Here is a 26,589-nt window from a genome sequence, read left to right as displayed (position 1 = left end):
TTATTTTGGATAAAACGATGAATCATTACACTTCTCTGCGCATCGCTTTTAACACGTCAATCTCAGTGGCACGTTTTGCGGGTCTCATACCAGAAAGCATCGTCACAATCAGGCAGATGGCAACTGCAATCAGAACGAGGCTGAAGGGAATGGAGGAGAACTGCAGTCCCTGGGGAAGCTCCTCGTCAAATGCCGACTCGAGTATTAGTGGTAAAGCAAGGTTAACTCCAATGCTGATTACATAGGAAACTGCAATCCCGATCACAGCTCCGATCAGTCCAATATACGTACTCTCAAGCAGAAAGATCCGTTTAATGACTTTTGGACTTGCACCAATGGCTTTCATGATGCCGATATCTGGGGCGCGTTCAGTCACAGCCATCGTCATTGTATTAAAAATGCCGATAGATGCGATCAGAATCGCAATGGTACCGATAAAGATCAGGCCAGCTTTTGCAATGTTAAATAGTGTATTGATCTGACTCATCTCACTGACCATTGAATAGACAAAGTAACCTTCTTCTTCAAGAGAAGTCATAACGCTTTTTACTGTTTCAAGGTCATCGGCATACACAGTGGCACTGTCATATCCAGTGTCTTCTGCAGCATCAGCAGGGTCAGTAAGCATCGCCTTTGATGTGCCGGTAATGGCTTCAAGCTCAGCAAGTTTTTCATCTGTAATATAGACATTCTGGTCCCATGCCCATTCACGTCCGGGCTTTTCAATTACACCGGTAACTGTAACGGGAACTGTTTCAGTGATTTCTTCACCATCTTGCATTCTTTTAAATTCAAGATCGAAAGTCTGGCCAATGATCTCACCTGAAAAGCGCTGTTCAGGTATCAGATGACCGTCTTCTCCGTACTCTGCCTCTTCAGGATCAACATCGTCTTTCAATAGGTTGAGTGCAAAATGATAGCCGACAGCGACTTCATCTTTTTCCTCGGGGAATGCCCCTTCACCTAAGTCCATTCCAGCATTTTTCATGGATGGAAAGTGGCTCTGGATCGTCTGGGTATTGATTTCATAACCCTCTGTTATGTAGCGGGTTTCCTGTCTGACCTGCTTTGAACGTGTGACAGCATTTACACCTTCGAGCGCTTCGATTTGTTCAATATCCTCGTTTGATAAACTCTCAGCATTGCCGTTTCCTATATCCTTACCAGCCACCTCAATCTGAGTCACTTCAGGCGATTCAATGGTGTCCTTGATTACTGTATCGTGCAGACCAAATGCGACAGAAGCAAGTACGATCAGGAAGGCAACACTCATTGCTGACGCCAGAATCGTCATAGATACACGCATTTTATTTTTCTTCATATTCTGCTGAATGAAACGGAACTGATCTTTTAGCTTCATACAAGCACCCCGCTCTTCACAAGCTCACCATCTGCAATCTCTATGGTACGGTGACCGATTCTGGCTACCTCATCATCATGAGTAATAATGACAAACGTAATGCCACGCTCGCGATTTAACTTTTTAATAAAGTTCAGAAGGTCCGCTTCAGTTTCACTATCCAGGCTTCCTGTCGGCTCATCCGCTAAAATGAGGGGAGGCTCAAGGATCAGCGCTCTGGCAATACTGACTCTCTGCTGCTGCCCGCCTGATAACTCACTAGGGTAATGGTCCTTGAATGTATCAAGTCCGACCGTTTTCAGCATATCAAGCGTCATCTGTTTTCTCGCCTGTTCAGATACACCTTTCAAAATCAGTGGGAGTTCAACATTTTCATAGGCTGTCATACTCGGGATCAGCTGGAAGCTCTGAAAAATAAAGCCCATATTTTTAAGGCGGAAATCTGCAAATTCTTCTTCAGTGAATTCGCTGACTTTCTGATCCAGAATTAAAATTTCACCTTCAGAAGGATGTATAAAACCGCTGATTAAGTTTAAAAGTGTAGATTTTCCGGAACCGCTCCGGCCGACAATAGACACGATTTCTCCTTCATTAACATGAAGAGAAATATTTTTTAACACATCCAGACGAGTCTGCTGACCTTTTTTTCCTAGTGTGAAATGGTGGCTTAATTGGTTAATTTCGATCATACTAACACTCCTTTTTTCTGTTTTTTGGCAAAAAGAAAGAAGGGACCCTGAAAACAGATCCCTTTCATTCAATTAATCGAACTGGCTTGTGAGAAATTCCGGTGCTTCTGACTCATCAATGCCAAGATAGTTGTAGCCATCATTCACGCGATAGAAAATCACATAATCCCCATAGCTCTGAAAAGATCCGATCTCAAATAATTCTTCAATTTGAGCGGAGTCTGTGATCGTAATCGTTGGTACATTTAAATCATCCGGCGTGCTTCTGTTTTCATACACAACAGAGTCCACTTCCCGGAAAAATTCGTCGCCTTCGGATTTAGCCACCGTCACTTCTTCCAGGTTTTCAGGTAGAAATATTGCGTCCCCGTAGCCATTTTCATTCATCCATTGAATCGTATTTTTATGGTCTTCTGTAACGACTGAATGATAATCATATGGCAGATTCATCGAGAACTGGATTTCACCTGCAGACTGCGGACTCCAGTCAACTGCCAGCTCCTCAGAAGGAAGATTCTCAAGATCCTCTTTCATTGCAGCGATCAGGCTCGCCATTTTTTCTTCATCGGCAATTCTGATCGGCTCGCCATTTTGATTAGAATAAAACATCATATAGTTCAATTTGTCACTCTCAGAAGCTAAATAGACAGGATCATATGCTTCTTTAAAAGCCTGCGTGCTTCTTAAGTCGACCGTCACGTCTTTTAAATAGTCATGATTCACATCGTACTCTCTTGAGAGCGTACTGCCATCTTCAAGCGTGTAATTAATAATCACGGTACTCCAGTCATCAAACTGGCTATGTCTGTGGTCAATCAGCTGTTCGTGAACAGTAGTGACCATTTCGATTGCATCAGCATTAGTTAAAGCGGGCATCTCAGCTCCTTCAACATGCATGAAGCTATTACGGGAGTTCGGACTGTGAATTTCTACAGACTCTACTTCACTTACTGCAGGAATTTTATCTTCATAAAAACCAGCCACAAGATTCACGGGAACAATCAGCAGCGTCACAACAACACCGTATACAACAAACCCTTTCCACGGCCATGACAAACGCAGTGTTTTTTGAAGGATCATTTGTAAAACCGTGTAGGCGATAAATGCGCCAAGCAGATAGCCGACGATCGTCCAGATAAAGCTGCCCTGCTGAATTTCTGTAAAATAGAATCCGGAGATCAGCATGACGAAAAGTGTCAGGCTGTACAGAAACACATAGCGGAAAAGCGGAAAGACGATTGTCTGATCAGTTGCTTCAGAAGGTCGTTTCGCATAAGCAAAGTAAGAGAAAGCAACAAGTGCAGCAGCAATCAGCGTATAGATCAGATACTCCATCAAACTAAAAGGTGTCTGCGTCAACTCGATCAGTCTGCCAAAGAAAATACCATTTGTTAATAATGTTTCTGTATAAGCAGTGAGCGCAAGACCGGTTACATAATATTGAAGGTTAACCAGTACGAGCAAAATGATCAGTGCAGGCACAATAATGACTGTATACGTCAACGCACCGTGCAGCAGTGCATTTCCTACAAAGATACCAACCGCAACAGTGAGAATGAACATAAACAGCATAATCAGATAGGAAAGCCCTATCCAGCTGAAAATATCAGAAATTGCATAAAACTGATCAGTCAGGAAGGGATACAGAATTGCAGTCAGAATTCCTGTAATCACAAGCGGAACTATTAGTGTGACTGCACCTGTAATATAAACATTTGTTAAGGTCGTTCCTCTTTTAAAAGGCAGGCTGTGAAAGAAGTCCGTCGCCGATTTATTCGTCATAAAGTTCAGCAGTATAATACCGATCAGTACCGGGAATGAACAAAAAGCGATCAGCTGAAACGGGATAGAGAACTCAAACAGCGGATTTAAGATCCCTTCGTAATCAGTGAATCCGGCATAAAACTGATCATTACGCAGCGTCATTTCACGAATAAACATGCTGAGCGGCAGCATAATCACAAGCGCCAGTGCCAAAAATACACCAACCCACGTCACAGATCTTAATTGCTGTCTGAACAGTCCTTTATTCCACAATAAGGTTCCGGATTTCATAGCCAACACCTCCCAGCTCATAAATAAAGATTTCTTCAAGCGTCAACGGCAGCAAATCAAAAATCGCCGGATTGAAGCTTTGTACATAAGGAAGAATCTCTTCCTCACGCCCCTTCACAATAATCAGCAATACACTGCCGCGCTTTTCATAATGCAGCACATCCAGGCCGCTCAGGAAAGCCTCTTTTTCAGGCAGCTTCTTAAACGCGATCTGCAGCTTATGAATATCTGTTTTCAATTCATCCAGATCACGTTCAAACAATAATCCGCCATTATGCATAATCCCAACGTAATCACAAAAGTCTTCCATCTCACGCAGGTTATGTGAAGACACAATCAGCGTCAGGCCGCGGTCAGCCACATCCTGCAGAATGGCATTTTTCATCTGCTGACGAACAACCGGATCAAGTCCGTCAAACGGCTCATCAAGAATCAGTACATCCGGCATCGCAGACAGTGTCAGGATAAACGAAGCCTGGCGTTGCATCCCCTTAGACATTCTTGTCAGTTTTTTATCAGGATTCATTCTGAAATGCTTTGTCAGCTGCTGGAAGCGTTTTTCGTTCCATCTCGCATACACCTCTTTATAAAAGCCCGCCATATCATTCAGAGAAGTCTGATGTAAAAAGTGTGGCTGATCAGGAATAAAGAGCACGTGCTGTTTCGTTTCAGGTGTTTCAAACACCGTCTTGTCAGCGATCTTCACTTCACCACTATCATATTTATAAATACCGGCAAGTATTTTAAGAAGGGTCGTTTTGCCGGCACCGTTAGATCCGAGCAGTCCGTAAATTGATCCTTTCTTTACATGGAGTGTGAGATTCTCAACCGCCTGCAGGTCATCAAACCGTTTATTTACTGCGGATGCATGAATCATTTTTCACCCTCCTTTTCACCAATTTCAATTTTTTGAATCAGATTGATCAGATCGTCCTTTGATCCACCCAAGAATAAAAATTCACTCACGATTTTTTCTAAATCCTGTCTCAGCATCCCCAATCTCTCCTCATTCCCATCATTCTGTAACGGTGCTACAAAACTGCCTTTTCCAGGAACGGAATAAATAAATCCCTCACGCTCGAGCTCACGATAGGCTTTTTGTATCGTGTTCGGATTAATCGTCAATTCCTGTGCCAGATTCCTGACCGATGGCAGCTGATCATCCTGCTGCAATAAATCCCGTATCATCAGCGTCTTCAACTGATCCATCAGCTGCTCATAAATCGGAACCCGGCTGCGCGTATCCAACGTAAACATCCGCACCCTCCTCCAAATATTAGTGTATTACCTGTACTACTTATTGTAATACGGTTGAGGAGGGTGGTCAATAGGCATTTGGAAAATATTTTTAGTGGTTGGTGTTTGTGGTTCGGCGTAAAAAAATAGGTGTTCGGCGTTAAACTGATGGGGTTCGACGTTTAACCCGGAGTGTTCAACAGTTAACTAGCTTAGTTCAACACTTAATTATATAGGTTCGATACTTCAGGTATTTTGACTAATAAAAAAACGTGCCAATTAATTGGCACGAATGCTTTTTCGTATACGGTAAAACCTCTTGCTAGTTTTATGAAAAGGTTCTAGACCGGCTTTAAGCATCAAAATTCTCGCTGTTCCCGGACGCGTTAAGTTCAACATTATGCGTGCCTGCTTATTAGCAATGGATTCAGATACAAAAGTGAGGTAAACAAATAAGGTATCCTGATAAGTCTCATCATTTGGTTCTCTGCATAATTGACATCGAAAGCGTCGACCTGTCCAGATACAAGACAGCTCTGAACAAAAGTGACACCAGACACCTGGAATAAGCTGACTTTTACTTATATTGAACCGATCAAGCGTATGATAAATTTTTTCATTTACAGTATATGTTTTAAGAGTATCAGCAATTTGAGGTAACGCTAGGGGAGAAATTTTTTGAGGGAGACCGGATTCGCATAGTTCTCTTAATTTCATTGTAAACCTTCCACTCCGGCAAATTTCTTGAGGGAGAACAGTGTAGGAACCAACAGCTTCTAAATGAACAGTTGAATGTGTGAACGGAATCAAGGAGTATACTGGGAGGTCAACGTTCATTTTGTTAAAAATTTGTAATAGACCTTTTCGGTGACGTTCAGCTTGAAGGGGAGGATGAGTGGAAGTGAAAATAGAGCCGTCCGGTTCATGACGATACATCTGTTCGTTTTCAAGGTCTAGCTTAACGTGGCCTTTTATATGTTTTGTTTCAATTGTTAACGCAAACGAGGGAGTTAAAACCAAGTGATCAATTTGAATTGTTTCTCCGTCAAAAGGGAAAGTGAGATTTAGACCGATCAAAAATTCATCTGATCCGAAAGGGAGTAGTAATTGGTCTATGAGTTTTTCACCAAACTCACCTGCTCTGATAATAGAGGCTTCTTTTAAAAGGGAAGTTTTAGCGGGAAGGTTTTCAGGCAAATGTCTTGAAAGGAGCTCGTATGCATGAGCGCGGATTGAGGGTTTTCTTTCATGGAAAATCAATGCTATTCCTCCAAGTCTATTTATTTTCACCTATCATATATGATTTTGAAGATAATTACACGAGATTTTTTAAAATGTTAATATTAAATTACCTAGGTCATTATACCCTTAGAGTTGAAGTTTAATTTTAAACGTCGAACAAGTGGGGGTAAGTGACGAAGACAGTATGCTGAAAGTTGAACAAGACATGTTATATGCCGAACACCGAGTGTTAAAGAGCGAACGCACCCAACCCCCCAGTTTCCCAACTGCATCCTACAAAGTGCTAAAATGAACGTAACAAACTGAAAGCAGGTGACGTGATGGAGAAGGAGATTCAAATTGCAGAGGCGTCTATTCAGGAGAAGCAGCCGGAAGCTGAGGCACATCATTGGTATCCGGGATTTCATGTGGCACCGCGGGCGTATTGGATGAATGATCCGAATGGTTTTTCTTATTTTAAAGGTGAATATCATTTGTTTTATCAGCATCATCCGTTTTCGCCGGAGTGGGGGCCGATGCATTGGGGGCATGCAGTGAGCCGGGATCTGGTGCACTGGGAACACCTTCCTGTTGCCCTCGCGCCTAGTACGCAAGATGACGCGGACGGATGTTTTTCGGGCAGTGCGATTGAAGTGGATGGAAAGCTTGTGGCGATGTATACGGGAAATGTGTGGACAGGACCTGATCATGATTCCGATCTGAAGCAGGTGCAGATGATTGCTGAGAGTGAGGATGGGATTCATTTCACTAAATGGCCGGAGCCGGTTATCAAAGGGGCGCCTGACGGTGATATCCACCCGTTTCATTTCAGGGATCCGAAGGTGTGGAAGCATGGTGATACATATTATTGTGTGCTTGGTTCGCGAACGAAGGATCACAAGGGACAGGTACTCCTTTATAAGTCGGTTGATTTGAAGAGCTGGGAGTTTGTCGCTGTTTCGGCTAAAAAAGAAGAGAACGGCGGATTTATGTGGGAGTGTCCGGATTTCTTTCATTTAGGTGAACGTGACGTACTTGTGATGTCACCACAGGGCGTGAAGCCGGAAGGAAATAAATTTCATAATTTGCATCAGGCGGTGTATGTGCTTGGCGAACTTGATTATGAGACAGGAAAGTTCACGCATGGCGATTTTCATATGCTTGATGCGGGTTTTGATTTTTATGCTCCGCAGACACTTGAAGATCCTGAGGGCAGACGTGTGATGATTGGCTGGATGGATATGTGGGAGAGTGAGATGCCAACGCAGGCACATGGATTTTGCGGGGCGATGACGATTCCGAGAGTGCTTGTGCCGGACGGGGACCGGCTGCTAGTTCAGCCATTGCCGGAGCTTGCTGAGCTGAGAGAAGAAGAGGTTTACGTTGAAAATGAACCCATTTCAGCTAAACGAACGTTTGATTCAATCAGTGGAACATGCATTGAGATGAAACTTGAAGTGAATGTGAAAGATGCGGATGCTTTTAGCGTGAATGTCCGCTGTGGTAACGGTCAGAAAACGTTTTTGAAATGGGAAAGACAGGACTCATCAGTTACACTCGATCGTACAGAATCAGGTGCAGGTGTCAGTGGGACAAGAACAGTGGAAGTGAAAAAACAAGACCGTTTAACACTTCACTTCTTCCTTGATCAATCATCTGCAGAAATATTCATTAATAACGGTGAAGCTGTGATGACGGCGCGTATTTATCCGGAAGAAACGTCGGATGGAATTGAGTTTGAAGCAGATGGAGCGGCTGTGATAGAGCGGCTTGAGAAATGGGATTTAAATAAAGTGATTTAATTAAGGACAGGTTTGGCAAATTGCCGGACCTGTCTTTTTTAAGATATTTTTAAGGATTTCGTCCATTCTGTTTAAGTTCTGTTTGTCAGAATACAGGTAGAAGGAGATGAGCCTGATGAAAACAGTCGTAGAGATTAAAAATGTGAAGAAGAGAATAGGCAGAAAAGAGATTATTCATGGGATTAGTACGAAGCTTTATCCGGGTGAGGTTTTTGGGTTCCTGGGACCGAATGGAGCAGGTAAAACGACGATGATCAGAATGATGGTGGGGCTGACGAAAGTCTCAGAAGGACAGATTTTAATCAACGGTCACTCTATTACAACTGACTTTGAAAAGGCGGTCCGGCATGTCGGAGGGATTATTGAAAATCCGGAAATGTACAAGCATTTAACCGGTTATCAAAATCTTCGTCAGTATGAGCGACTGTTTCCTGAAAAGCTTCCTGCAGAAAGAGTTGATGAGGTCGTAAAGCTTGTTGGTCTTGAAAAAAGAATTCATGAAAAAGTAAAAGGTTATTCACTTGGCATGAGGCAACGCCTGGGGATTGCACAGGCACTATTACACAAGCCGTCACTATTGATTCTTGATGAACCGACGAACGGTCTGGATCCAGCGGGAATCAGAGAGATCCGTCAGTATATCAGACGTATCGCAAAAGAGGAGCAGATGGCTGTGTTCGTATCGAGTCATTTGCTATCTGAAATGCAGCTGATGTGCGACAGGATTGGTATTATTCAGAACGGACATCTGATCAGGGTTGAGAAGACCGAAACGCTTGTGGATTCAGGAAGCCATGATGTATTACTGAACGCTGCTCCTCTAGAAAAAGTGAAAGAACTATTGAGCAATCGACTTTATCAGCAAGTAGAAAATGGATTGATTGTTCGTGCAGAAAAAGATGAACTGCCTGAACTCATTCACCATTTATCAAAACATCAGATCGATATTTATGAAGTAACACCTATGAGGAAAACTCTCGAGGATTCATTTCTTCAAATGACAGAGGAGGATCAGCATGCATACACTCAGACTGCTTCAAAATGAATGGGTAAAATTAATTAAAAAACCATCTGCACTGATAATGGGTGTTATTCTTGTAGCGCTCGTGGCAACTCTTGGAGGTGGAACCGCTTATTTTACTGAGGTTACAGCGTTTTGGGAGTTCGTCGCAGACGCTTCCACACTTTATGCGGTGACAATTCTCTTTTCGATTATTGCAGCGGGCAGCACGGTTGCATCAGAATTTTCAAGTGGAACGATTAAACTGCTGCTGATCAGACCTGTCAGACGTGTGAAAATTCTGGCTGCAAAGTTCTTGGTGGTTATTCTTTATGGTGTGTTGATGCTTTTTGTATTGGCAGGTGCTTCTCTCATGATTGGCGGATTACTCTTTGGTTTTGAACCGCTTTATATAAATGAAGTAAATATGCTGGGAGACCTGGCTGAGACTTACCTTCTTTATATAGGTGAACTGGTCATTTATGCAGCAATGGCCTTTATGATTTCAACAGTGTTCAGAAGCAGTTCCCTTGCGATTGGGTTGTCGATTTTCCTTATGTTTACCGGTCCGCAGATGACGATGCTTGCGGGTCGCTATGAATGGGCGAAGTATATTTTATTTGCAAATACGAACCTGACTCAGTTTAAAGAAAATAGAGTGCTGTTTGAGGGAATGACAGTTGGATTTTCACTGGCTGTCATTGCAGCATATCTGGTTATTTTTGCAGTTGTGTCCTGGCAGGTGTTTCAGCGGCGGGATGTTGCCGTATAATAGAGTCAATCTATTAAGGGTGTGTAATCTATGAGCGAAACGATACTGATTATTGAAGATGAAACAGAAATTGCAGAGCTGGTGAGGGACTACCTGGAAGCTGAGGGTTTTACCACTGTTCTCGCTGCTAATGGTAAAGAAGGCTTGGAACAATTTCAGCACGCTGATCCTTCACTTGTACTTTTGGATCTAATGCTGCCGGAGATCGACGGGATGGAAGTGTGCCGGAGTATACGGAGTACGTCTACCGTCCCGGTGCTGATGATGACAGCTAAACGCAGTGAAACGGATAAAATTATCGGGCTGGGCATTGGAGCGGATGATTATATTACAAAACCTTTCAGTCCAGGTGAACTCACGGCTAGGGTAAAAGCCCATCTCAGACGCTCCCGTTATTTTTCAGCACAACATGAGCAGGGGGTGCTCCGCTACGGAGAGCTGATACTGGATGAAAAGCAGATGACCGTTAAGCTTTCAGAACGCGATCTACTTTTATCTGCGAGAGAATTTCAGATTCTTTACGTCCTCGCCAAGCGTCCGGGACAAGTCTATTCTAAAGAACAATTGTTCAACGAAGTGTGGGGATATGACCATCTGGGGGATTTTAATTCGTTAAATGTGTATATCCGAAAGCTGCGTGAGAAGCTTGAGACAGACCCTTCACAACCACGGTGGATCCAAACTGTATGGGGTGTTGGATATAAGTTTATTGGAGACGGTAAATGATGAAAACGCTGAAGATGAAAATGGTAGTTGCTTTAATCTCTGTCATTGTGATTCCGCTAGCTGTCATAGCAGGGACACTCACTCTATTATCCTTAAGTATCGAAAGGGTGGCTGGTGAAATAGAGTCGTCCCACCAGCAAACTACAGAGGAAATACAAGCGCTGCTTAAGGAGTTGCCGTCAGTTACCAGCAGTGAATTTGATCAGCGGTTGGATGAAATCTCCGAATCATATGACGTGGCCTTAGATGTGACGTACCAGGGTGAACAGGTCTATGGTGAATCGTTGCGGAACACCTCTCCTAATGGACTTGCTTTTAATTACACACCAGACGTGATTGAAGGAGAAACGTCCAGAGGAGAACCGGTGCAGGCTGAGTTATTTCTTCAATCCACTGAACTGGAGTCAAAGATCCTTACGTACATCCTTATCAGTATTGGCAGTGGAATACTCGCGCTGCTGCTGACGATCGGCTTATGGGTGTGGCTGCTGTCAAAATCAGTTTTAAGACCTTTAAAATCAGTCTATGAAGCGAGTGAAGAAGCAAGAAAAGGGAATCTTGAGTATCCGGTTCAGCAAGGTAAAAAAGATGAGATCGGGCGCTTTATCAGCTCTTTTAACTTAATGAGACAGGAAATAAAAGACTCTTTTGCAAAACAGCAGGAATATGAACGTGCGAGGCAGGAGCTTATTGCAGGTATATCACACGATCTCAGAACCCCGTTATCCTCTATTCAGGGATACGTGGAAGGGCTTCGTGATGGTGTTGTCAAATCAGAAGAAAAACAGCAGAAATATTTAAATATCATTCATAAGAAGACACTTCAGGTAGACAGTCTGATTGAGGATCTGTTCGACTTGACCAGGCTGGAGTTGAGAAAACTGCCGGTCTATAGACAACCTGTTGTCAGTACCTTATTCACTGATGATTTAATTGAATATATGGAAACAGCTGAGCACGACCACAGGATGCTAATCAAGGGTTCAGTGGCGCCAGCAGTTATTCTTGAAATTGATCCTCTCAGAATGCAGCAGGTAATGACAAACCTTATAGATAATGCTTTCCGGTATGGCGGAGACCGTGTAGAAATCAGCACGCGTTTGTCAAATCACAACTGGCATATTGATCTTATGGATAATGGACATGGAATGGATCGGAATTTACTTGAAAAAGTCTTCACCCCGTTCTATAGAGCTGATCAGGCAAGAACCGATGGTGGCAGCGGACTCGGACTTTCGATTGCGAAATCTATCGTTGAGGCTCACAGCGGCAAACTTTCTGTCATCAGTGAAAAAGGAACGGGAAGTACTTTTACGGTTAGTCTTCCTTTTAAAAGGGAAGATGAACATTAAAAACGGAGTGAGTCAATATGTTATCCATCAACCCTGAAAATCAATCAGAACGCGACAACTATAAGCTTTTAACCGGTGGGATTATTCCGCGTCCTATTGCGTTTGTGACAACTGAATCTGAAACAGGCGTACTGAATGCAGCGCCATTTAGTTATTTTAATATTGTATCTGCTGACCCACCGATGATTTCAGTGTCGGTTCAACGAAAAGCGGGTGAGCAGAAGGACACTGCGCGGAACGCTGAGTTCAAAAATGAATTTGTGGTTCATATTGTGGATGAATCAAATGTGGAAAAGGTGAATCAGACATCAGCTAATCTGCCGGCTGACGAGAGTGAAGTTGAACTGGCCGAGCTGACAACAGTTGATAGCGAAGCGATAAGTGTACCGGGTCTGGCGGAATCCAGGTTCAGAATGGAGTGTGTACTTGAGCAGAATGTTCAGCTTGGCAGGCATGATGGAAAGCCTGCTGCAGACTTACTGATCGGCCGTGTGGTGCGGTTTCATATTGATGAGGCGATCTATGAAAATGGCAGGATTCATGCAGACGTGCTGAAGGCTGTGAGCAGACTGGCCGGCAGCAATTATGCGAAGCTCGGTGAAGTATTTTCGCTGGAGCGGCCGAAATAGAGTTGATTTGATGACCGGGGAGCGGAGTGCTTTCCGGTTTTATTATTGTGTATGGAGAGTGGGTCTTTTGGCACTATTCCACGAACAAGGTTGTTTTTTCTACGAACCTCCTCACTTTTTCTTAGAACACCATTCCCTGTTCTAAGAACCTACCCTGTTCTTCTACGAACAACCGCATTCTATCCACGAACCCCAAATCTTCTCAACCACTAAAAGTAAAACCAACTTTACAAAATGACAAGTATACTTTACAATCTGATTAACATATATTGGAGGAGATCAAATGGCTATCAAAAATCGGGTGAAGGAACTCCGGGCGAGGGATGGTCTCACGCAGGGAGAACTCGCCAAGAAGATTGGCGTGACAAGGCAGACGATTGTGTCGCTTGAAAAGGGCAGTTACACGCCTTCACTCCTGCTGGCGTTAAATATTGCAGAAGTGTTTGGAGAATCGGTAGAAGCTATTTTCACAAAAGAGGAGGAAGGTCAGTGAAGCGGGTATTAATCGAGACGATATGCAGTGTGATTTTTTATGTGCTGTTGGCAGTTACGATCGGGAGTACTGTACATACAATGCAGGATTTAACAGAAGGGTTTGAGGCACGTCAATTGGATGATGTCCTTGGAAAAACGGTAAGTTGGTCGAATGAGATAACAGTCGATTTGAATGGAATCACGATTCAAGATGTGCGGGAAGTAACGGATAATGAAACAGGGCAGACAGAGACAGATGTAATTAACGAAACAATAAATTCGCTTCCGTGGTTGCTTTTATTTATTTTTACGATTTTATGGATGGTCTATAGTATTATTACACGTGATCGTTCAAAGACTTTTAATATATTTGCGACAAAAATGACTGAGTTTCAAGAGACTGATGAAAGAGAAATTCAGATTACTCGCGATGCCACTAAAGCAGCTTATAAGTCACTCGGAATTCTTGTGCCGACTCTATTAGTGTTTGTAATGGTATATCCGTTAGTCTACAAATTTTTACCTGAATATCCAGTATACCTCCTTGCATGTACAATCATCATCCCAACCCTCGTATACGGAATCGTCTGGATAAAAGAATACAGAAAATAGGTGACGTTGAATGGAACTTATACAAGTAAACGCTAATGATTATGACTTTAACGAAAAAGTGGAGTGGTTCTGGAAGACGTGGGGCTCAGAAGATAATCGGATGTTTTATGAGGACTGTATGAGGCATTCAAAGAAATCGGATGTACCCTGTTTTTATATCATAAAAGATGCTGACAGAATCATCGGTACGGTCGCACTCCTTAGAAATGAACTCGTCAGCAGGCAGGATCTGACGCCTTGGCTTGCCTGTCTTTATGTTGATCCTGATTACAGGAAGAAGAGATTAGGATTCAAAATGATGAATGAAGTGTGCAAAATAGCCGCAGAGATGGGTTATCGGCATGTTTATTTAAGTACTGATCTTGATGGTTATTATGAAAAAGCAGGCTGGACCTATGTAGATGTCTGTTACGGATTGAGCGGCGGGAAGATAAAGGTGTATAGAAGTCCTGAGCTGCTCCAATCTGTATAAAATACTCGTTTCACTTTTAGAAAAGAAGGAATTTTTATGCCTGTCACGAATGTATAGAGTAATAACGTCTGAAAGGATTGAGTCTAAATGATCCATATCAAACATTCACTTATCGGAGAACAAACGATACAAGATCTGGCTCATGATTACGAATTGCCTGAAGTAACAGAATGTCTGTTTCTTGCACGCGGTCTGAATGACACGTATGTGTTGAAAACAGAAAAAGACAATTATATTTTCCGCGTGTACCGCAAAGGCTGGCGGGAGGAGGATGCAATATTATTTGAGCTGGAAGCAATAGAGTTTGCTCAGCATGAAGGCATCCATTCTTCAGTCCCGATTAAGCGTAAAGACGGCCAGCATTTAACAAAAATTGAAGCGCCTGAAGGTACAAGGTTTGGTGTGATGTTTACTTATTCTAAAGGTGAGCGTCCGGAGATTACGGAAGAGAACAGTGGAAGAATCGGCCGCGCGCTTGCGAATCTGCACAATGCCACTGATCGATTCAAGCCGTCCTACAGCAGAGGTTATGAGCTGAACATCAACCATTTACTGAAGGCGCCGGTTGGAATCGTTATGAAACGGCTCGGGCATGCACTGACAGAAGAACAGGAAACACTTTTGCATGAAGCTGTCAGTAAAGTAAAAGAGGTTGTAGAAAATAAAGAACTTTCTTATGGCTTCTGTCACGGTGATTTTCACAACTTCAACTTCCATTTACATGATGGGAATCTGGAAGCTTTTGATTACGATTGCTGCGGTGTCGGTTACCGTGCCTACGATATTGCGGTATTCTGGTGGAACCTGAAAAACAATTATCCACAGCAGGAAAAAACGTGCTGGCGTTCATTTTTAAATGGGTATGAAAGCGTAAGGGAAATCAGCGAAGCAGATAAAAAAGCACTGCCATACTTCGTGGCCGCCCGCAGAATCTGGTTCATGGGGATTCTTGCTGCAAATGAAGATGTTTGGGGCCGCGCCTGGATCAATGGACAGAATATGAACCACTTTTTCGGACAGTTGGCTTCTGATGTGAGAGGATTTAAGGAAAAATAACAATCCAGGTACCTGAGAGGGTGCCTGGATTTTTTGGTGAAAATATATACATAGTAATAAACCACACAAAATATAATTTCAACTGACAAATCAGGAAGTTGAACTGTCAAAAGTAAGAGTCCACTAATCAAAACCCCACCAAGTACTAACAAAAACTTCCGAATCTACCCAAAATAAAATTGTCAATGTAATTTCTCTGATACATATGCTACAATAAAGAAGGAATTTAAATGAGAATGAGAATCATTTGCTTGTATATCAATGTTCACGGGAGATTTTAATTGAAAATCAGGAGTGAAGATCATGCATAAAAATTTATTTGATGTGACAATTATCGGTGGAGGGCCAGCGGGGCTATATTCAGCTTTTTATAGTGGACTGCGTGGCATGAAAGTGAATATTCTTGAATATCAGCCGCATTTAGGCGGTAAAGTAAATGTTTATCCTGAAAAAATGATCTGGGATGCAGGAGGTATGCCTCCGGTCACGGGTGCAAAAATGGTTGAGCAAATGATTGAACAGGGACTGACTTTTAACCCATCTGTCTTTCTGAATGAGAAGGTTGAATCTATCCGTAAAAATGAAAGCGGTCACTTTGAAGTGCAGACTGCCAGCGGTAATTTACATATTTCAAAAACTGTTATCGTAGCAGTTGGAAGTGGTATTTTAAACCCGCAAAAACTGCAGATTGAAGGGGCAGAGCGCTTTGAAGTCACTAATCTTCATTACACTGTGCAATCCCTTAAGAAATTTAAGGATAAAACGGTTCTGATTTCAGGTGGAGGTAATACAGCAATTGACTGGGCTAACGAGCTTGAGCCAATCGCTAAGAAAGTCTATATTACGCACCGAAGCTGTAACTTCAAAGGACATGAAGCGCAGATTGGTCAGCTGATGAGCAGTACGGCTGAATGTCTGCTGAATACTCAAATTACAAAGCTGCATGCAAACGAGGCGCATGATGGCATTGATCGCGTTGAACTGACGCATAGCATTACAAATGAATTAAGTTCTTTGGAAGTAGACGATGTCATTATCAATCACGGCTATGAAATTGATGCGTCACTGATTAAGAACAGCGCACTGCCAATTGAGATGGTGGATGATTATTTTATTAAAACCGAATCAAGTGGAAGCTCAAGTGTGCCGGGCCTTTATGCTGCTGGTGATATTTCCAAGCATGACGGGAAGCTGAATTTACTGATGGGGGCATTTCATGATGCTGCTAATGCGGTGAACGAGGCGAAGCGCTATATTACGCCTGATGCCGGGGCTGCTGCAATGGTGTCTTCACATAATGATGTGTTCAAAGAAAAAAATCGTGAACTTGCTAAAAATATTTAATCTTTGGTTCTGACAAAGTTGGCTAATGATTTCCGCATCAGGCGGATGCTTTTCGCGGCCGAACGCAGGAGTCACTGCTTACGCTCCAATCAGCAGCTTAAGTAGTCTTTAATATAGCTATTTCATAAATGCTGGAATGAAGAGGATGAGACAAATGTGTCTTATCCTCTTCGTCTGTTATAGACGATTATTATCCACAGCCTCAGTTCTATAATCCGTATAATTAAGTCATCCACATGTGGACAACAATTCGCGACTTACCCTGTAAATTCAGGCTTTTTAGTGGATATGTGCATAAAGTATGTGAATAACTCCATGATATGTGTGTAACTTTATTCGTCTGACACCAGTATTTACTTTTTATCATCTCCAATAAAAAAACTGTCTGATCAGCACGGGGGCTTTACAGACAGTTTCTCATTATATACTGTTATTCTTCGTAATTCCTGAATCGTCTCTGACCAGTCCTTTTGTTTTTGCTTCGTGGAGCTTATTTTTCAACAACGGATCGTCGTGCTCGTGATTGTTAGCATTCTTCTTTTCATCTTTTCCAGTGATTTTGTTTACAGCATCTTTTACTTTCTCACCGAAATCCTGATGCTTGTTTTCCATTGTAAAACACTCCTTAGGATTTTGTTTTTAATTTACCCGCTATTCAACAGGACAAACATTTGTCACATCTATCATTAAATGAAATAAGAAAAAGTTCGGTTTTTGTTATGATAGAGGAAACTAGAAAAGTGAACGGAGCGTAAATGAATGAAATTAAAAAAAAGAGAGGCTGCTGCATTAAGAGTGAATGAAGAATTTCCTTATTTACTTTGCCCAATCTGCAGAAAAAAACTCACAGAACAGTCATTATCACTGACCTGTTCAGAAAATCACCAGTTTGATTTCGCTAAAAATGGATCATTACATTTGCTGACAAAAAATTTAAAAACTAAATATACAAAGGATCTATTTGAATCAAGGCATTATTTAATGAGTGAAGCTGAGTTTTTTAAACCAGCCATAAATGAAGTAATTACCCATTTGAAGGAGCGTGAAGCGGGTATCATCCTGGATGCGGGTTGCGGTGAGGGGACTCATTTAGCACATATTACAGGTGAACTTGAAGGATTTACTGGAGTGGGGATTGACCTTGCGAAAGATGGCATCCAGTTAGCTGCCCGTCATTACGATCAGCCGCTGTGGATTACAGCTGATTTGGCGAGAGCTCCGGTAGAAGCCGGAACTGTTGATTATATTTTAAATATCCTGTCACCTGCGAATTATCAGGAATTTAATCGACTTCTAAAAAATGCCGGAGAAGTGATCAAGATCGTTCCAGGAGCAGGCTATTTAAAGGAATTGCGCAATCATTATTTTGGGGATCATTATGAAAACGATGAGACTGTATCTGCTTTTTATGAACAGTTCGATGTGTTTCATAAAATCACTGTCACAGTTACGCAAAAACTTGATCGTAAGGCCATTGAAGCACTGGTAAATATGACGCCGTTGAGCTGGAGTGCGGATCCGGAAAAGGTGACCTCATTTAAAGCGAAACAAGAAACGGAAATGACATTAGATGTCGAGGTACTGTTTGGACGGAAAAGAAGATAAAGCTACAGTTGATCAATCTGCTTAAGCAGGAATAAAATCACCAAAGCGGTTCGTTTTCATTTGATAGGTCGAAAGTGAATGGTAAGAGAGTTATAACTAAAATAGCAGCGACTAAAGCTATAAACAATGCGACAGGCCAAGCAAAATCTAATATCATCCCGGTTATGATGATCATTAAAACTGGTATCAGTCCAGCAAGTACGCCCCATTTTTGTCTCGAGCGGGTAGTTGGATACTGCTTCTCATTACAGTCAGGGCATTTTGCGCCATTAGGTCCTATAAAAACAGATCTTTTTAATGTTTCACTATATGTCCACTTGTAATTGCAATTTTGACAGACAGGCATGTTCACCCTCCTCATTTAAGTTTATATATGTCATACTGTTGTTAGCTTATATACGAATAACATCGCGATAGGTTTCAAAAGATTGGAAAAAAGGGGCGTCAAATTTGTCTTTTATTATTCGTTTTGTCATTTACACTGTCATTTATTTTGTATTTTCTATGCTGTGGGACCTGGCGCTGGCTGATCAGATTAACTGGGGGCCAAATGCGGTTCAATCTGTTCTTTTCGGATTCTTCTTTACAATGCTCATGTGGTACTTTGAATTAAAAAGGAAAAAGAAGGATCAGGAATGAAGAAACGGGCAATGGGCGTATTCATCATCGTTTTCAGCCTGCTCGGAATATTTGATCTGATTCAAAATGGAGAAGTACTATTTCCAGTCAATATCGTCGCAGCCGCAGTATTTGCTTTTGCTTATTACCTGCTATGGACGAAGATGGGATGGTATAAGGCTCCCGATGAAAAATGAAAAAGAACCTGAGGCCACGATGCCTCAGGTTCTTTTTTTTTCTAGCTATGACCGGCTTCTGTTAAACCGTGAATGGATTGAATGACTGCTTATAACTTGGCTTCAATTCTGTGAAGCAGGTATAGCGTCACAATAATTGGAAAGCCGACATCACTAATGAAAGAAATCCACTGTTCCATTCTTTCAGCTCCTTTCGATATGAGTTAAAAAAGCGATCAGCCTGAGCTGACCGCTTCATCTTTTTATACTTCTAAATCAACTGCTTCAACACCTCTGGATACAACCCGCGCGCTTTTTACCCCTGTCAGTGCTCCTGATGGAGAAAGAAACATATTTTCGTCAATGACAGTCTGCATTGCAGCCTGAACAGCTGACGGAACAACCGGCTCAACAGGTGAATCCACTGTTAAAGAGGCGCTGCCACCTTCAGCTGTAATGAAAATGAGTTCTAACGTTTTGTTCATACAAGTTCCTCCTTTCTAGAGTAATGTTAAATTAAAGTGTGACCGCACCTGTTTCTACACGCTCAATCTCGATCAGCTGGTAGCTTGACAGAGAAGCGAGTGCTGCCGAAGTGTTATACATCTGTTCTGCTGTTGCGTTCAGACGAATTCGGCTGTAAGTTTTACGTTTTGTAAATGGCTTTCCTTCTTCGTTCAGTCCTGCGTCAAAAAGTAATCTGATTCTGATATCATCTGTTGAAATGTTCGCCATGTTGATCACCTCCTTTCACTCACTAGATCGTAAGTAAATGAAAGAAGAGACACCTAGCGGATTTTTAAATTTGTAAACTGAGGAGAACACTTTTGATGGAAGAAAGTCTTCGAAAGGAGTCCGGTTCATTTCCGCTTCAGGCAGAGGGTTTCCGGTTTCCGGATCGATGGACCGTTTTGTGGTCCGATATGGCCTCCTAGGCAAGCCTGCGGGGTCTCAGCTGACAGGCTTATCTTCCCGGAGTCACCGCCTTACGCTCCAATGAACCTAAGTTTTTAATAATTGTGATGTAATCAAAAAGGAAATGGCTCTGTATTTTAACAGTGCCATTTCCTTTATTAAGCATTATGATATTTTTGTTTTTAGCAATACTATTTTAATAATCAAGCTTTGTAAAAGCCTAATGTTGTTTTTGCACAGCTTTAACAGATCCAATAGTTAAATTTAACAGAATGGTATTACTCATTCTGTTCTGTTTTAATGGCCATGGCCGGGCCGAAAAATTCGAAGTTAATTCTTTCAGCCGGGATACCGATCGCAGTCAGGGATTGAATCACGGCTTCCATGAACGGTACTGGTCCGCAGACGAAGAAATCGCCATCAAGGTTGGCTGCCTGTTTCAGCACTTCAGCGTTAATAAATCCGGTAAAGTCCCCGTCAAGGCCTTCCTGTTCGTAGACAATATAGCTTTTGCCGTTGGTCAGCTTAGACACAGTTTCCTGTACATCTTCACCAAATGCGCGAACGTCCTGGTTACGTGCTGCGTGAATGAAGGTGACAGGACGCTCGGTATTTTTTTCAGCAATTGATTTTAACATCGTGTACATAGGTGTAATACCAACCCCGCCGCTGATCAGTGTTAAGGGCTGATTTTCGTGAATATTGCAGAAGAAGTCTCCGACTGGAACGCTTAACTCAAGCGTATCGCCTTCAGTTAATTCCTCATGAAGAAAAGTTGAAACGCGTCCATTTGGGTCCATCTCAGCTTCTTTTTTGACAGAAATTCTGTAGTAATCCGGTGTATATGAAGTTGAAAGGCTGTACTGACGGTTTAACATGTACTCGTCACCAGGAATCTGTGTGCGTACAGTTACGTATTGGCCGGGCATAAATTCAGGAAGATTTTCACTGTCTACAGGTTTTAAATAGAAAGAAGTAATCAAAGAGCTCTCTTTTTCCTTTTTCGCAATCGTAAAGTCTTTAAATCCTTCCCAGCCGCCTTCTATTGAAGATGCTTCGTCGTACATATCTTTTTCAATAGAAATAAATGCATCGGCGATCACACCATATGCTTCACCCCAAGCGTTTAAAATATCATCTGTTGCTGCGTCACCGAGTACATCTTTGATCGCTTTTAGTAAATACTCTCCAACGATCGGATAGTGCTCAGGCAATACGCCAAGGCTGCGGTGTTTGTGAGCAATTTTTTTAACGGCAGGAATAATGGCTTCAAGCTGATCAATATGCACTGCTGCAGCATAAACGGTATTCGCAAGTGCAGTCTGCTGACGACCCTGCTTCTGGTTAGCGTGGTTAAATATATTTAACAGCTCGGGATGGGCTTCGAAAAGCATGGCATAAAAACGTGTGGTGATTTCAACACCCTTGACTTCAAGTACAGGTACTGTGGCTTTGACTGTGTCGATCGTTTTTTGAGATAACATATCATTCACTCCATTAAAGATGTATTTTTAATATATCTTAATGATAACGTCTGTGAATTTAAAAGCAATATTTAAAATACATCTTTAATAAAATAGACACAACTAAACTTCATTTTGGCAGTCAGATGTCTTTACATGTATAATAAGGTCTCAATATAGAATAGGGTGAGGTTAATGAAGTTAACTTTATATACAGATTACTCCCTGCGTGTACTCATTTATTTAGGTGCTAAAAACAAAGAGGAGCTGTCTAATATCCAGGAAATTGCGGATGCTTATCAAATATCGAAAAATCATCTGATGAAGGTGACGCATGAACTTGGGAAGCTGGGCCTGATTGAAACGATCAGAGGGAGAAATGGCGGTATTCGTCTTGCGAAAAACCCTGAAGAAATCAATATTGGTCAAGTGGTAAAAAAAACAGAAGATCATTTTGAACTGGTTGAATGTTTCCAGCCTGGAGGAGGACACTGTGTGATTTCTCCGGTTTGCGGATTAAAGCATGCACTGGCGAAAGCTCTGCAGGCATACCTGGATGTGCTGGATGAATATACGCTTGCTGACCTGGTGCATAATCCGCTCGAATTACGCAGCCTGTTTCAGAACGAATAAGAGACAAAGTCCTAAACTATGGGCTTTGTCTCTTTTTTGCACATTAAAAAAAGACAAATAGAAATGAGTTTTTTAAAATAAATAGGGAATAGGAATAAAGAATCAGTTATAATAAAAAGGACTATTATCATAATATAAGTGAGGTTAGTAAAATGCTGAATTTCCGCAAAAAAGAGATTGCTCAGTTTGAAGCGCCGATGTCGTACCCAGCCAAAAGAGAAATCGTTGAGACAAAACCTGAATTAGCAGACAGATTATTTTATATGGGATTCAAAGAGGAGTATTTAAAAACACTTGTGGATCTCCGTCCGGTCATCACATCTATTCTGGATGATATTTTGGAAACAGTTCTTGATCATTTAATGAAAAGTCCTGAAATGGCAACGATTGCACGTGAATCTTCAACACGTGAAAGGCTGAAAAAAGTATTTGCTGATTACTTCAGAAGTCTATTGAGTGGAAATTTGGACGAGCAGTATTTTGCTATGCGAAAAAGAATGGGCGAAACGCATAATAGATTCGGTGTTCCGGTGACCTGGTTTCTGGCAACCTATGCATCTTTTCAGACACTGCTGATTCCAAAAGTAGTAGAGCAGTTGCAAAAAGATCCTGAGGGACTTCAAAAAGCACTTCTGGCAATCACACATGCGATGAATCTAGATTCGCAGCTGGTGACAGATCATTATATGACAATCAGAATGAATGCACTCGAAGAATCGAATCAGCGTAATGAGCAATTACAGACTGAGATTGCAGCAGTCAGTCAGGAAGTGGCTGCTTCTGTAACTCAGGCTGAGCATACTGTGATCAGTACAAGTGAGAGTGCGGCTAAAATTTTAGAAGAGACCGGCAATACAGAAAAATCCAGCAGAAATCTGGTAGGACTGGCAAAAGAAAATGCAAAACTGATGAATGAAATGGAAGTGCAATTTGTTCAGGCGGCTGAAAAAGTTGGAACGTCTGTAGAGGGCATGAATCATTTGAAGAATACGTCTGAGGAAATCATTAAAATGACCAAAGGCATTGAAGAAATTGCTGATCAGACGAACCTTTTAGCACTTAATGCTTCTATTGAAGCTGCAAGAGCAGGGGAACATGGAAAAGGATTCGCAGTTGTAGCGAGTGAAGTGAGAAAGCTTGCTGAAAACGCCAAAGCACTCAGCGGACAAATTAATGAGCTGATCGATCAGAATAACAAAGGCATTCAATCATTAGTGAAACAATTGAAAGAAGTGAATGAAGAGAATAATGCTTCCCAGGACAACGTGAAACGGGTGAAAACCGGATTAACGACTTTCCAGGTGGAGATGGAGAACTACCTGGAAATGTTCGGACGAAATAAAAAAGATCTTGAAACAATTGTTTCCTCCATCCAGGAAATTAATGAAACGACCAGTGGTCTCTCACTTGCCACAGAGCAGCTTGTGAGAAAAGCAGAGCAGAAGTAAACCGGTGTGAACCGGTTTTTTTGTTTGCGAAAAAACACACTCCGCTCATCCATTTTGTTACAATCTAATCTTTTCCGGGTATACACGAAGGACTTGATTAAATAAGGGAGCGGGATGGTATGGAAAATAATAGACCAGTCATTGCACTGACAGGCGCAACAGGATACATAGGCGGAAATCTGCTGGAACAAATACAACAAAAAGCCGATGTGATTGCGCTGTCCCGAAGTGGTGACGATAAAGAAAATACTGAGCACGTAACATGGCGATCTGCTGATTTCTTCTCAATGAAGGATGCTGAAAAAGCACTTGAAGGCGCAGACTATGCCGTTTACCTGATTCATTCAATGAAGCCGTCTGCTAAATTAACGCAGGCGAAATTTGAAGATATGGATTTGATTTTAGCGGATAACTTTGCCCGTGCCGCGAAAAAGCAGGGAGTAAAACAGATTATTTATCTGAGTGGTATTGTCCCTCAGAACGAAGAGCGCAATAAATTAAGCCGCCATCTGCGTAGCAGGCTTGAAGTTGAGAAAGTGTTAAGAGCTTATGGGACACCAGTTACGACCATTCGTGCGGGACTGATTGTCGGGCCAAAAGGTTCTTCATTTCCGATCTTATCAAAACTCGCCAGGAGACTTCCTTTCATGCTGCTGCCAAAATGGACGCGCACAAAGACACATCCGATTGCCCTTAAAGATGTAGTAGGTTCGTTAAGTAAGAGTGTGGGCAATGATGAAGTGAAGGATCGCTCAATCGATGTAGGTGGTCCTGAAGTGATGACCTACAAAGAAATGATGATACAGACTGCTGAAGTGCTTGGGAAACAGCCAAGAGTGGTGGATGTACCATTTATGACTGTTAATCTTTCGAGATTGTGGGTCATGCTGGTTACCGGCGCTTCAAAAGAAATGGTGTATCCGCTTGTAGAGAGTCTTCAGCATTCAATGGTGGCCAAGAATAAGGCAGAAGGGATCAGTGAAGGGAAGATTTCCTTTAAAGAAGCTGCAAAGACTGCTTTAGAAGAGGAAGAAGAAGCGTCCGGAGCACCTGACTACCTGAAGCCGAATCCAACAGGAAAAGATGTGCGTTCAGTTCAGCGTGTCATGCTGCCTGAAGGTAAAAATGCAGAGTGGGCTGGCGAGGAGTACATGAAATGGCTCTCTACGCTTGCAAATCCTCTGTTATGGACAGAAGTGGACGCACATAAAAAGGGACAGGTGTTTCTACTTAGCAAAACTAAGCCTCTGCTTGAACTGTCATACGCACCTGATGAAAGTGATCAGTACAGGGTGTTATACAAAATAACGGGCGGCCGGTTTGTTTCTGTCAAGGACGACAGCCGCGCACGAATAGAATTCAGACAAATCCCTGATACTCAGGAGTGCATCATCGCAATTCATGAATACGAGCCTTCAATGCCATGGTTTATTTATAAATATACGCAGGCAAACGTGCATCTGGTTGTGATGTATTTATATAAAAAGCATTTAGAAAAGCTAATGAGAAAACACCATGAAGATTCCGGTGCAAAAAAAGAAGTGGTGGAAGCTTAGGAGGGATATCATATGCTGAAGCAGGGGTGGAAACTGATCCTGCTCGTCATCTCAATCTTCTTCTTTTTCCTGGCAGCAGTCAGTCTGCTGATGACGAGCGCGGGTGAAGGTTCAGCAATGGGTGGTATTCTTGAAACAAACATGATGCTGAGCCTTGCACTGCTCTTTATGATTTTGTATATCGCTGCCAGGTTCAGAAGAAAAGAATAGGTGACTTAGCATGAGGCAGAAGTAATTCTTTCTGCTGCCTTCATCGCGCCGATAATATTTCTTGAAGAAGGTCCGAGCTCAAGTTCAGCAAGAGGTCCTGACACAAACAAGTGGTCACACCATTCCAGATGCTGATTAACAATAGGGAACCCGCAGTGTGCGCACTGAAGGTTCTCTTTTTTTATTAAATCACTCAGAAAATCAGTATTCATCACTTCAGGTGAAAAGCCTGTAGCAAAATAAATGGTTTTAGCTGTCATTTTCTGACCCGTGCCCAATTTTATATGAAACGCATCAGCTTTATATTGAACCGTTTCAACTTCACCAATCGCGAAGGAGTAACGACCTTTTTCTTTTAAATGGTGTAACTTATTGTTCAAGTCGCGGGGGATGGATCCTTTGTTTCTTGCTTTTGAAATTGTATTTCGTTTCTCATTGAGACTAAGCTTGCTGAAACCGTTCATGTATTTAGGACCCAGCCAACCGGGATCACTGTCAAAATCGTGAATCCTGTATGGGTGTCTTGATAATTGTGTGACCTGACCGGGGAATTGTCTGGCGAGCTTAATGGTCAGGTGTGCCGCACTGATCCCACCGCCAATTACGATAATAGGACCTTCCGGCTTTACTGGCTGTTTGTCGAACACGTGTGACACCCGATTTGCTGCAAGTTTCTTTGCTGTGTGTCCCCACTCAGGCAAAAACAATTTTTGATTAACTCCCGTTGAAATCACAAGATTCTTCGTATAAAACTGATCGCCACTTTTTGTTTGTACCTTCCAGTAACCATCCATTTTTTCAATCAGGCTGAGCATGCCTTCGTGCCAAACTTCTTTCAGGTTAGTCTTTTTGATGAGAGAGTCGCAGTGTTCATTGAATAAGTAGAGTGAGGGCCGTCTGTAAGTTCCGTAAAAATCGGTTTCCGTCCCATAAGATTTCCCGTATTGTTTCAGGCTGAATGGCTTCACATCCAGGTGGTGAACGCCGGGTGAACGTAAATAGGGCATCCCGATAAACCCAGTGCGATTCTTCCATTCAGCGAGCGGTTCGGGATTTGGGTCAATGATTTTTAATTGATTTTGTGAAGTGTTTTTTTGTTTTAAAAGATGGGCTGCAATGGTACAACCATGTATACCGCCACCTGCTATGAGCCATTCAAGCATTC

Annotated in this window: 30 protein-coding genes and 1 pseudogene; 18 read left to right on the top strand and 13 right to left on the bottom strand. The window is 42.3% G+C overall.

The genetic code is table 11. The annotated features are described in order from the left end of the window. Window positions 1-25: 25 nt before the first annotated feature. From E2626_RS06340 to E2626_RS06315, 6 genes are all read right to left on the bottom strand, one after another. Window positions 26-1,360: an ABC transporter permease gene (locus E2626_RS06340; RefSeq protein ID WP_134380897.1), complete on the bottom strand. Its 1,335-nt coding sequence runs from the start codon at window positions 1,358-1,360 to the stop codon at window positions 26-28. Continuing rightward, window positions 1,357-2,049 carry an ABC transporter ATP-binding protein gene (locus E2626_RS06335; RefSeq protein ID WP_134380896.1) on the bottom strand — a complete coding sequence of 231 codons (693 nt, stop codon included), beginning with the start codon at window positions 2,047-2,049 and terminating at the stop codon, window positions 1,357-1,359. Before E2626_RS06335 ends, E2626_RS06340 begins: the two co-directional genes overlap by 4 nt. A gap of 72 nt (window positions 2,050-2,121) precedes the next feature. After that, window positions 2,122-4,104, bottom strand: coding sequence for a DUF6449 domain-containing protein (locus tag E2626_RS06330; RefSeq protein WP_134380895.1), 1,983 nt, complete (start codon window positions 4,102-4,104; stop codon window positions 2,122-2,124). Then, the gene (locus E2626_RS06325; RefSeq protein ID WP_134380894.1) at window positions 4,076-4,981 is read right to left on the bottom strand and encodes an ABC transporter ATP-binding protein; all 906 of its coding nucleotides are present in this window, start codon (window positions 4,979-4,981) and stop codon (window positions 4,076-4,078) included. The genes E2626_RS06330 and E2626_RS06325 overlap by 29 nt, the downstream gene beginning before the upstream one ends. Further along, the gene (locus tag E2626_RS06320; protein WP_134380893.1) at window positions 4,978-5,361 is read right to left on the bottom strand and encodes a GntR family transcriptional regulator; all 384 of its coding nucleotides are present in this window, start codon (window positions 5,359-5,361) and stop codon (window positions 4,978-4,980) included. Before E2626_RS06320 ends, E2626_RS06325 begins: the two co-directional genes overlap by 4 nt. A gap of 258 nt (window positions 5,362-5,619) precedes the next feature. Beyond that, window positions 5,620-6,600: a nuclease-related domain-containing protein gene (locus tag E2626_RS06315; protein WP_166786754.1), complete on the bottom strand. Its 981-nt coding sequence runs from the start codon at window positions 6,598-6,600 to the stop codon at window positions 5,620-5,622. A 302-nt stretch (window positions 6,601-6,902) separates the two neighbouring features. On the opposite strand from E2626_RS06315, the gene E2626_RS06310 reads away from it, so the two are divergent. From E2626_RS06310 to E2626_RS06260, 11 genes are all read left to right on the top strand, one after another. Next, window positions 6,903-8,363, top strand: a complete 1,461-nt coding sequence (locus tag E2626_RS06310) for a glycoside hydrolase family 32 protein (protein WP_134380891.1) — start codon at window positions 6,903-6,905, stop codon at window positions 8,361-8,363. Window positions 8,364-8,478: 115 nt separating this feature from the next. After that, window positions 8,479-9,408 carry an ABC transporter ATP-binding protein gene (locus tag E2626_RS06305; protein ID WP_134380890.1) on the top strand — a complete coding sequence of 310 codons (930 nt, stop codon included), beginning with the start codon at window positions 8,479-8,481 and terminating at the stop codon, window positions 9,406-9,408. Then, window positions 9,380-10,135, top strand: coding sequence for an ABC transporter permease (locus E2626_RS06300; protein WP_134380889.1), 756 nt, complete (start codon window positions 9,380-9,382; stop codon window positions 10,133-10,135). Before E2626_RS06305 ends, E2626_RS06300 begins: the two co-directional genes overlap by 29 nt. A gap of 30 nt (window positions 10,136-10,165) precedes the next feature. Next, complete coding sequence (locus E2626_RS06295; protein WP_134380888.1) at window positions 10,166-10,861, top strand: response regulator transcription factor; 696 nt, start codon at window positions 10,166-10,168, stop codon at window positions 10,859-10,861. After that, a complete protein-coding gene (locus tag E2626_RS06290) occupies window positions 10,858-12,213 on the top strand; it encodes a sensor histidine kinase (protein ID WP_134380887.1) in 1,356 nt (451 codons plus the stop codon). Before E2626_RS06295 ends, E2626_RS06290 begins: the two co-directional genes overlap by 4 nt. A gap of 17 nt (window positions 12,214-12,230) precedes the next feature. After that, complete coding sequence (locus E2626_RS06285; RefSeq protein WP_134380886.1) at window positions 12,231-12,842, top strand: flavin reductase family protein; 612 nt, start codon at window positions 12,231-12,233, stop codon at window positions 12,840-12,842. Window positions 12,843-13,125: 283 nt separating this feature from the next. Next, window positions 13,126-13,335, top strand: a complete 210-nt coding sequence (locus E2626_RS06280; RefSeq protein ID WP_134380885.1) for a helix-turn-helix transcriptional regulator — start codon at window positions 13,126-13,128, stop codon at window positions 13,333-13,335. After that, window positions 13,332-13,928 (top strand): hypothetical protein, encoded by a 597-nt coding sequence (locus E2626_RS06275; RefSeq protein ID WP_134380884.1) that lies wholly within the window; start codon window positions 13,332-13,334, stop codon window positions 13,926-13,928. Before E2626_RS06280 ends, E2626_RS06275 begins: the two co-directional genes overlap by 4 nt. A 10-nt stretch (window positions 13,929-13,938) precedes the next feature. Continuing rightward, a complete protein-coding gene (locus tag E2626_RS06270; RefSeq protein WP_134380883.1) occupies window positions 13,939-14,400 on the top strand; it encodes a GNAT family N-acetyltransferase in 462 nt (153 codons plus the stop codon). 87 nt (window positions 14,401-14,487) lie between these two features. After that, window positions 14,488-15,456, top strand: a complete 969-nt coding sequence (locus tag E2626_RS06265) for a phosphotransferase enzyme family protein (protein WP_134380882.1) — start codon at window positions 14,488-14,490, stop codon at window positions 15,454-15,456. Window positions 15,457-15,759: 303 nt separating this feature from the next. Beyond that, a complete protein-coding gene (locus E2626_RS06260; RefSeq protein WP_134380881.1) occupies window positions 15,760-16,800 on the top strand; it encodes an NAD(P)/FAD-dependent oxidoreductase in 1,041 nt (346 codons plus the stop codon). Window positions 16,801-17,220: 420 nt separating this feature from the next. Here the strand turns inward: E2626_RS06260 and E2626_RS06255 are convergent, their stop codons facing one another. After that, on the bottom strand, window positions 17,221-17,412 hold the full coding sequence (locus E2626_RS06255; RefSeq protein WP_134380880.1) for a hypothetical protein: 192 nt from the start codon (window positions 17,410-17,412) through the stop codon (window positions 17,221-17,223). A 147-nt stretch (window positions 17,413-17,559) separates the two neighbouring features. On the opposite strand from E2626_RS06255, the gene E2626_RS06250 reads away from it, so the two are divergent. Continuing rightward, window positions 17,560-18,405, top strand: a complete 846-nt coding sequence (locus E2626_RS06250) for a putative RNA methyltransferase (protein ID WP_134380879.1) — start codon at window positions 17,560-17,562, stop codon at window positions 18,403-18,405. A gap of 37 nt (window positions 18,406-18,442) precedes the next feature. Here the strand turns inward: E2626_RS06250 and E2626_RS06245 are convergent, their stop codons facing one another. Continuing rightward, complete coding sequence (locus E2626_RS06245) at window positions 18,443-18,751, bottom strand: TIGR04104 family putative zinc finger protein (RefSeq protein ID WP_166786753.1); 309 nt, start codon at window positions 18,749-18,751, stop codon at window positions 18,443-18,445. Between the two features lie 104 nt (window positions 18,752-18,855). Between E2626_RS06245 and E2626_RS06240 the strand changes: the two genes are divergently transcribed. Both E2626_RS06240 and E2626_RS06235 read left to right on the top strand, forming a co-directional pair. Next, window positions 18,856-19,044, top strand: a complete 189-nt coding sequence (locus E2626_RS06240; protein WP_134380877.1) for a hypothetical protein — start codon at window positions 18,856-18,858, stop codon at window positions 19,042-19,044. Then, complete coding sequence (locus E2626_RS06235) at window positions 19,041-19,220, top strand: hypothetical protein (RefSeq protein WP_134380876.1); 180 nt, start codon at window positions 19,041-19,043, stop codon at window positions 19,218-19,220. The genes E2626_RS06240 and E2626_RS06235 overlap by 4 nt, the downstream gene beginning before the upstream one ends. A gap of 92 nt (window positions 19,221-19,312) precedes the next feature. Here E2626_RS06235 and E2626_RS06230 read toward each other — a convergent pair. From E2626_RS06230 to hmpA, 4 genes and pseudogenes are all read right to left on the bottom strand, one after another. Beyond that, window positions 19,313-19,399 (bottom strand): annotated as a pseudogene (locus E2626_RS06230) (YvrJ family protein); the annotation flags it as partial. A gap of 63 nt (window positions 19,400-19,462) precedes the next feature. Continuing rightward, on the bottom strand, window positions 19,463-19,684 hold the full coding sequence (locus E2626_RS06225) for a DUF2922 domain-containing protein (RefSeq protein WP_134380874.1): 222 nt from the start codon (window positions 19,682-19,684) through the stop codon (window positions 19,463-19,465). Between the two features lie 31 nt (window positions 19,685-19,715). Then, window positions 19,716-19,934 (bottom strand): DUF1659 domain-containing protein, encoded by a 219-nt coding sequence (locus E2626_RS06220; RefSeq protein WP_134380873.1) that lies wholly within the window; start codon window positions 19,932-19,934, stop codon window positions 19,716-19,718. A 458-nt stretch (window positions 19,935-20,392) separates the two neighbouring features. Continuing rightward, window positions 20,393-21,598 carry an NO-inducible flavohemoprotein gene (gene hmpA, locus E2626_RS06215; RefSeq protein ID WP_134380872.1) on the bottom strand — a complete coding sequence of 402 codons (1,206 nt, stop codon included), beginning with the start codon at window positions 21,596-21,598 and terminating at the stop codon, window positions 20,393-20,395. A gap of 174 nt (window positions 21,599-21,772) precedes the next feature. Here hmpA and E2626_RS06210 point away from each other — a divergent pair, with 174 nt between their 5' ends. The 4 genes from E2626_RS06210 to E2626_RS06195 all read left to right on the top strand — a co-directional run bounded on the left by E2626_RS06210 (window position 21,773) and on the right by E2626_RS06195 (window position 25,424). Further along, window positions 21,773-22,210: an RrF2 family transcriptional regulator gene (locus tag E2626_RS06210; RefSeq protein ID WP_134380871.1), complete on the top strand. Its 438-nt coding sequence runs from the start codon at window positions 21,773-21,775 to the stop codon at window positions 22,208-22,210. Window positions 22,211-22,362: 152 nt separating this feature from the next. Then, window positions 22,363-23,658, top strand: coding sequence for a globin-coupled sensor protein (locus E2626_RS17450; protein WP_134380870.1), 1,296 nt, complete (start codon window positions 22,363-22,365; stop codon window positions 23,656-23,658). A gap of 119 nt (window positions 23,659-23,777) precedes the next feature. Next, entirely contained in the window at window positions 23,778-25,214 is a 1,437-nt protein-coding gene (locus E2626_RS06200) for an NAD(P)H-binding protein (protein WP_134380869.1), read from the top strand. Window positions 25,215-25,226: 12 nt separating this feature from the next. Continuing rightward, window positions 25,227-25,424, top strand: coding sequence for a hypothetical protein (locus E2626_RS06195; RefSeq protein WP_134380868.1), 198 nt, complete (start codon window positions 25,227-25,229; stop codon window positions 25,422-25,424). A 5-nt stretch (window positions 25,425-25,429) separates the two neighbouring features. Here E2626_RS06195 and E2626_RS06190 read toward each other — a convergent pair whose 3' ends face one another. After that, entirely contained in the window at window positions 25,430-26,587 is a 1,158-nt protein-coding gene (locus E2626_RS06190) for a SidA/IucD/PvdA family monooxygenase (RefSeq protein WP_134380867.1), read from the bottom strand. Between the last annotated feature and the right edge of the window lie 2 nt (window positions 26,588-26,589).

Source organism: Jeotgalibacillus salarius (assembly GCF_004405125.1).
Lineage (GTDB): Bacteria > Bacillota > Bacilli > Bacillales > Jeotgalibacillaceae > Jeotgalibacillus > Jeotgalibacillus salarius.
Note: the sequence above shows the minus strand (reverse complement) of the source record. Positions and strands in the feature narration are given on the sequence as shown.

What these genes read in the sequence shown, in the direction of transcription:
- E2626_RS06340 (WP_134380897.1), bottom strand. Translation starts at nt 1,360, where the DNA reads ATGAAGCTAAAAGATCAGTTCCGTTTCATTCAGCAGAATATGAAGAAA.
- E2626_RS06335 (WP_134380896.1), bottom strand. Translation starts at nt 2,049, where the DNA reads ATGATCGAAATTAACCAATTAAGCCACCATTTCACACTAGGAAAAAAA.
- E2626_RS06330 (WP_134380895.1), bottom strand. Translation starts at nt 4,104, where the DNA reads ATGAAATCCGGAACCTTATTGTGGAATAAAGGACTGTTCAGACAGCAA.
- E2626_RS06325 (WP_134380894.1), bottom strand. Translation starts at nt 4,981, where the DNA reads ATGATTCATGCATCCGCAGTAAATAAACGGTTTGATGACCTGCAGGCG.
- E2626_RS06320 (WP_134380893.1), bottom strand. Translation starts at nt 5,361, where the DNA reads ATGTTTACGTTGGATACGCGCAGCCGGGTTCCGATTTATGAGCAGCTG.
- E2626_RS06310 (WP_134380891.1), top strand. Translation starts at nt 6,903, where the DNA reads ATGGAGAAGGAGATTCAAATTGCAGAGGCGTCTATTCAGGAGAAGCAG.
- E2626_RS06305 (WP_134380890.1), top strand. Translation starts at nt 8,479, where the DNA reads ATGAAAACAGTCGTAGAGATTAAAAATGTGAAGAAGAGAATAGGCAGA.
- E2626_RS06300 (WP_134380889.1), top strand. Translation starts at nt 9,380, where the DNA reads ATGCATACACTCAGACTGCTTCAAAATGAATGGGTAAAATTAATTAAA.
- E2626_RS06295 (WP_134380888.1), top strand. Translation starts at nt 10,166, where the DNA reads ATGAGCGAAACGATACTGATTATTGAAGATGAAACAGAAATTGCAGAG.
- E2626_RS06290 (WP_134380887.1), top strand. Translation starts at nt 10,858, where the DNA reads ATGATGAAAACGCTGAAGATGAAAATGGTAGTTGCTTTAATCTCTGTC.
- E2626_RS06285 (WP_134380886.1), top strand. Translation starts at nt 12,231, where the DNA reads ATGTTATCCATCAACCCTGAAAATCAATCAGAACGCGACAACTATAAG.
- E2626_RS06280 (WP_134380885.1), top strand. Translation starts at nt 13,126, where the DNA reads ATGGCTATCAAAAATCGGGTGAAGGAACTCCGGGCGAGGGATGGTCTC.
- E2626_RS06270 (WP_134380883.1), top strand. Translation starts at nt 13,939, where the DNA reads ATGGAACTTATACAAGTAAACGCTAATGATTATGACTTTAACGAAAAA.
- E2626_RS06265 (WP_134380882.1), top strand. Translation starts at nt 14,488, where the DNA reads ATGATCCATATCAAACATTCACTTATCGGAGAACAAACGATACAAGAT.
- E2626_RS06260 (WP_134380881.1), top strand. Translation starts at nt 15,760, where the DNA reads ATGCATAAAAATTTATTTGATGTGACAATTATCGGTGGAGGGCCAGCG.
- E2626_RS06255 (WP_134380880.1), bottom strand. Translation starts at nt 17,412, where the DNA reads ATGGAAAACAAGCATCAGGATTTCGGTGAGAAAGTAAAAGATGCTGTA.
- E2626_RS06250 (WP_134380879.1), top strand. Translation starts at nt 17,560, where the DNA reads ATGAAATTAAAAAAAAGAGAGGCTGCTGCATTAAGAGTGAATGAAGAA.
- E2626_RS06245 (WP_166786753.1), bottom strand. Translation starts at nt 18,751, where the DNA reads ATGCCTGTCTGTCAAAATTGCAATTACAAGTGGACATATAGTGAAACA.
- E2626_RS06235 (WP_134380876.1), top strand. Translation starts at nt 19,041, where the DNA reads ATGAAGAAACGGGCAATGGGCGTATTCATCATCGTTTTCAGCCTGCTC.
- E2626_RS06225 (WP_134380874.1), bottom strand. Translation starts at nt 19,684, where the DNA reads ATGAACAAAACGTTAGAACTCATTTTCATTACAGCTGAAGGTGGCAGC.
- E2626_RS06220 (WP_134380873.1), bottom strand. Translation starts at nt 19,934, where the DNA reads ATGGCGAACATTTCAACAGATGATATCAGAATCAGATTACTTTTTGAC.
- hmpA (WP_134380872.1), bottom strand. Translation starts at nt 21,598, where the DNA reads ATGTTATCTCAAAAAACGATCGACACAGTCAAAGCCACAGTACCTGTA.
- E2626_RS06210 (WP_134380871.1), top strand. Translation starts at nt 21,773, where the DNA reads ATGAAGTTAACTTTATATACAGATTACTCCCTGCGTGTACTCATTTAT.
- E2626_RS17450 (WP_134380870.1), top strand. Translation starts at nt 22,363, where the DNA reads ATGCTGAATTTCCGCAAAAAAGAGATTGCTCAGTTTGAAGCGCCGATG.
- E2626_RS06200 (WP_134380869.1), top strand. Translation starts at nt 23,778, where the DNA reads ATGGAAAATAATAGACCAGTCATTGCACTGACAGGCGCAACAGGATAC.
- E2626_RS06195 (WP_134380868.1), top strand. Translation starts at nt 25,227, where the DNA reads ATGCTGAAGCAGGGGTGGAAACTGATCCTGCTCGTCATCTCAATCTTC.
- E2626_RS06190 (WP_134380867.1), bottom strand. Translation starts at nt 26,587, where the DNA reads ATGCTTGAATGGCTCATAGCAGGTGGCGGTATACATGGTTGTACCATT.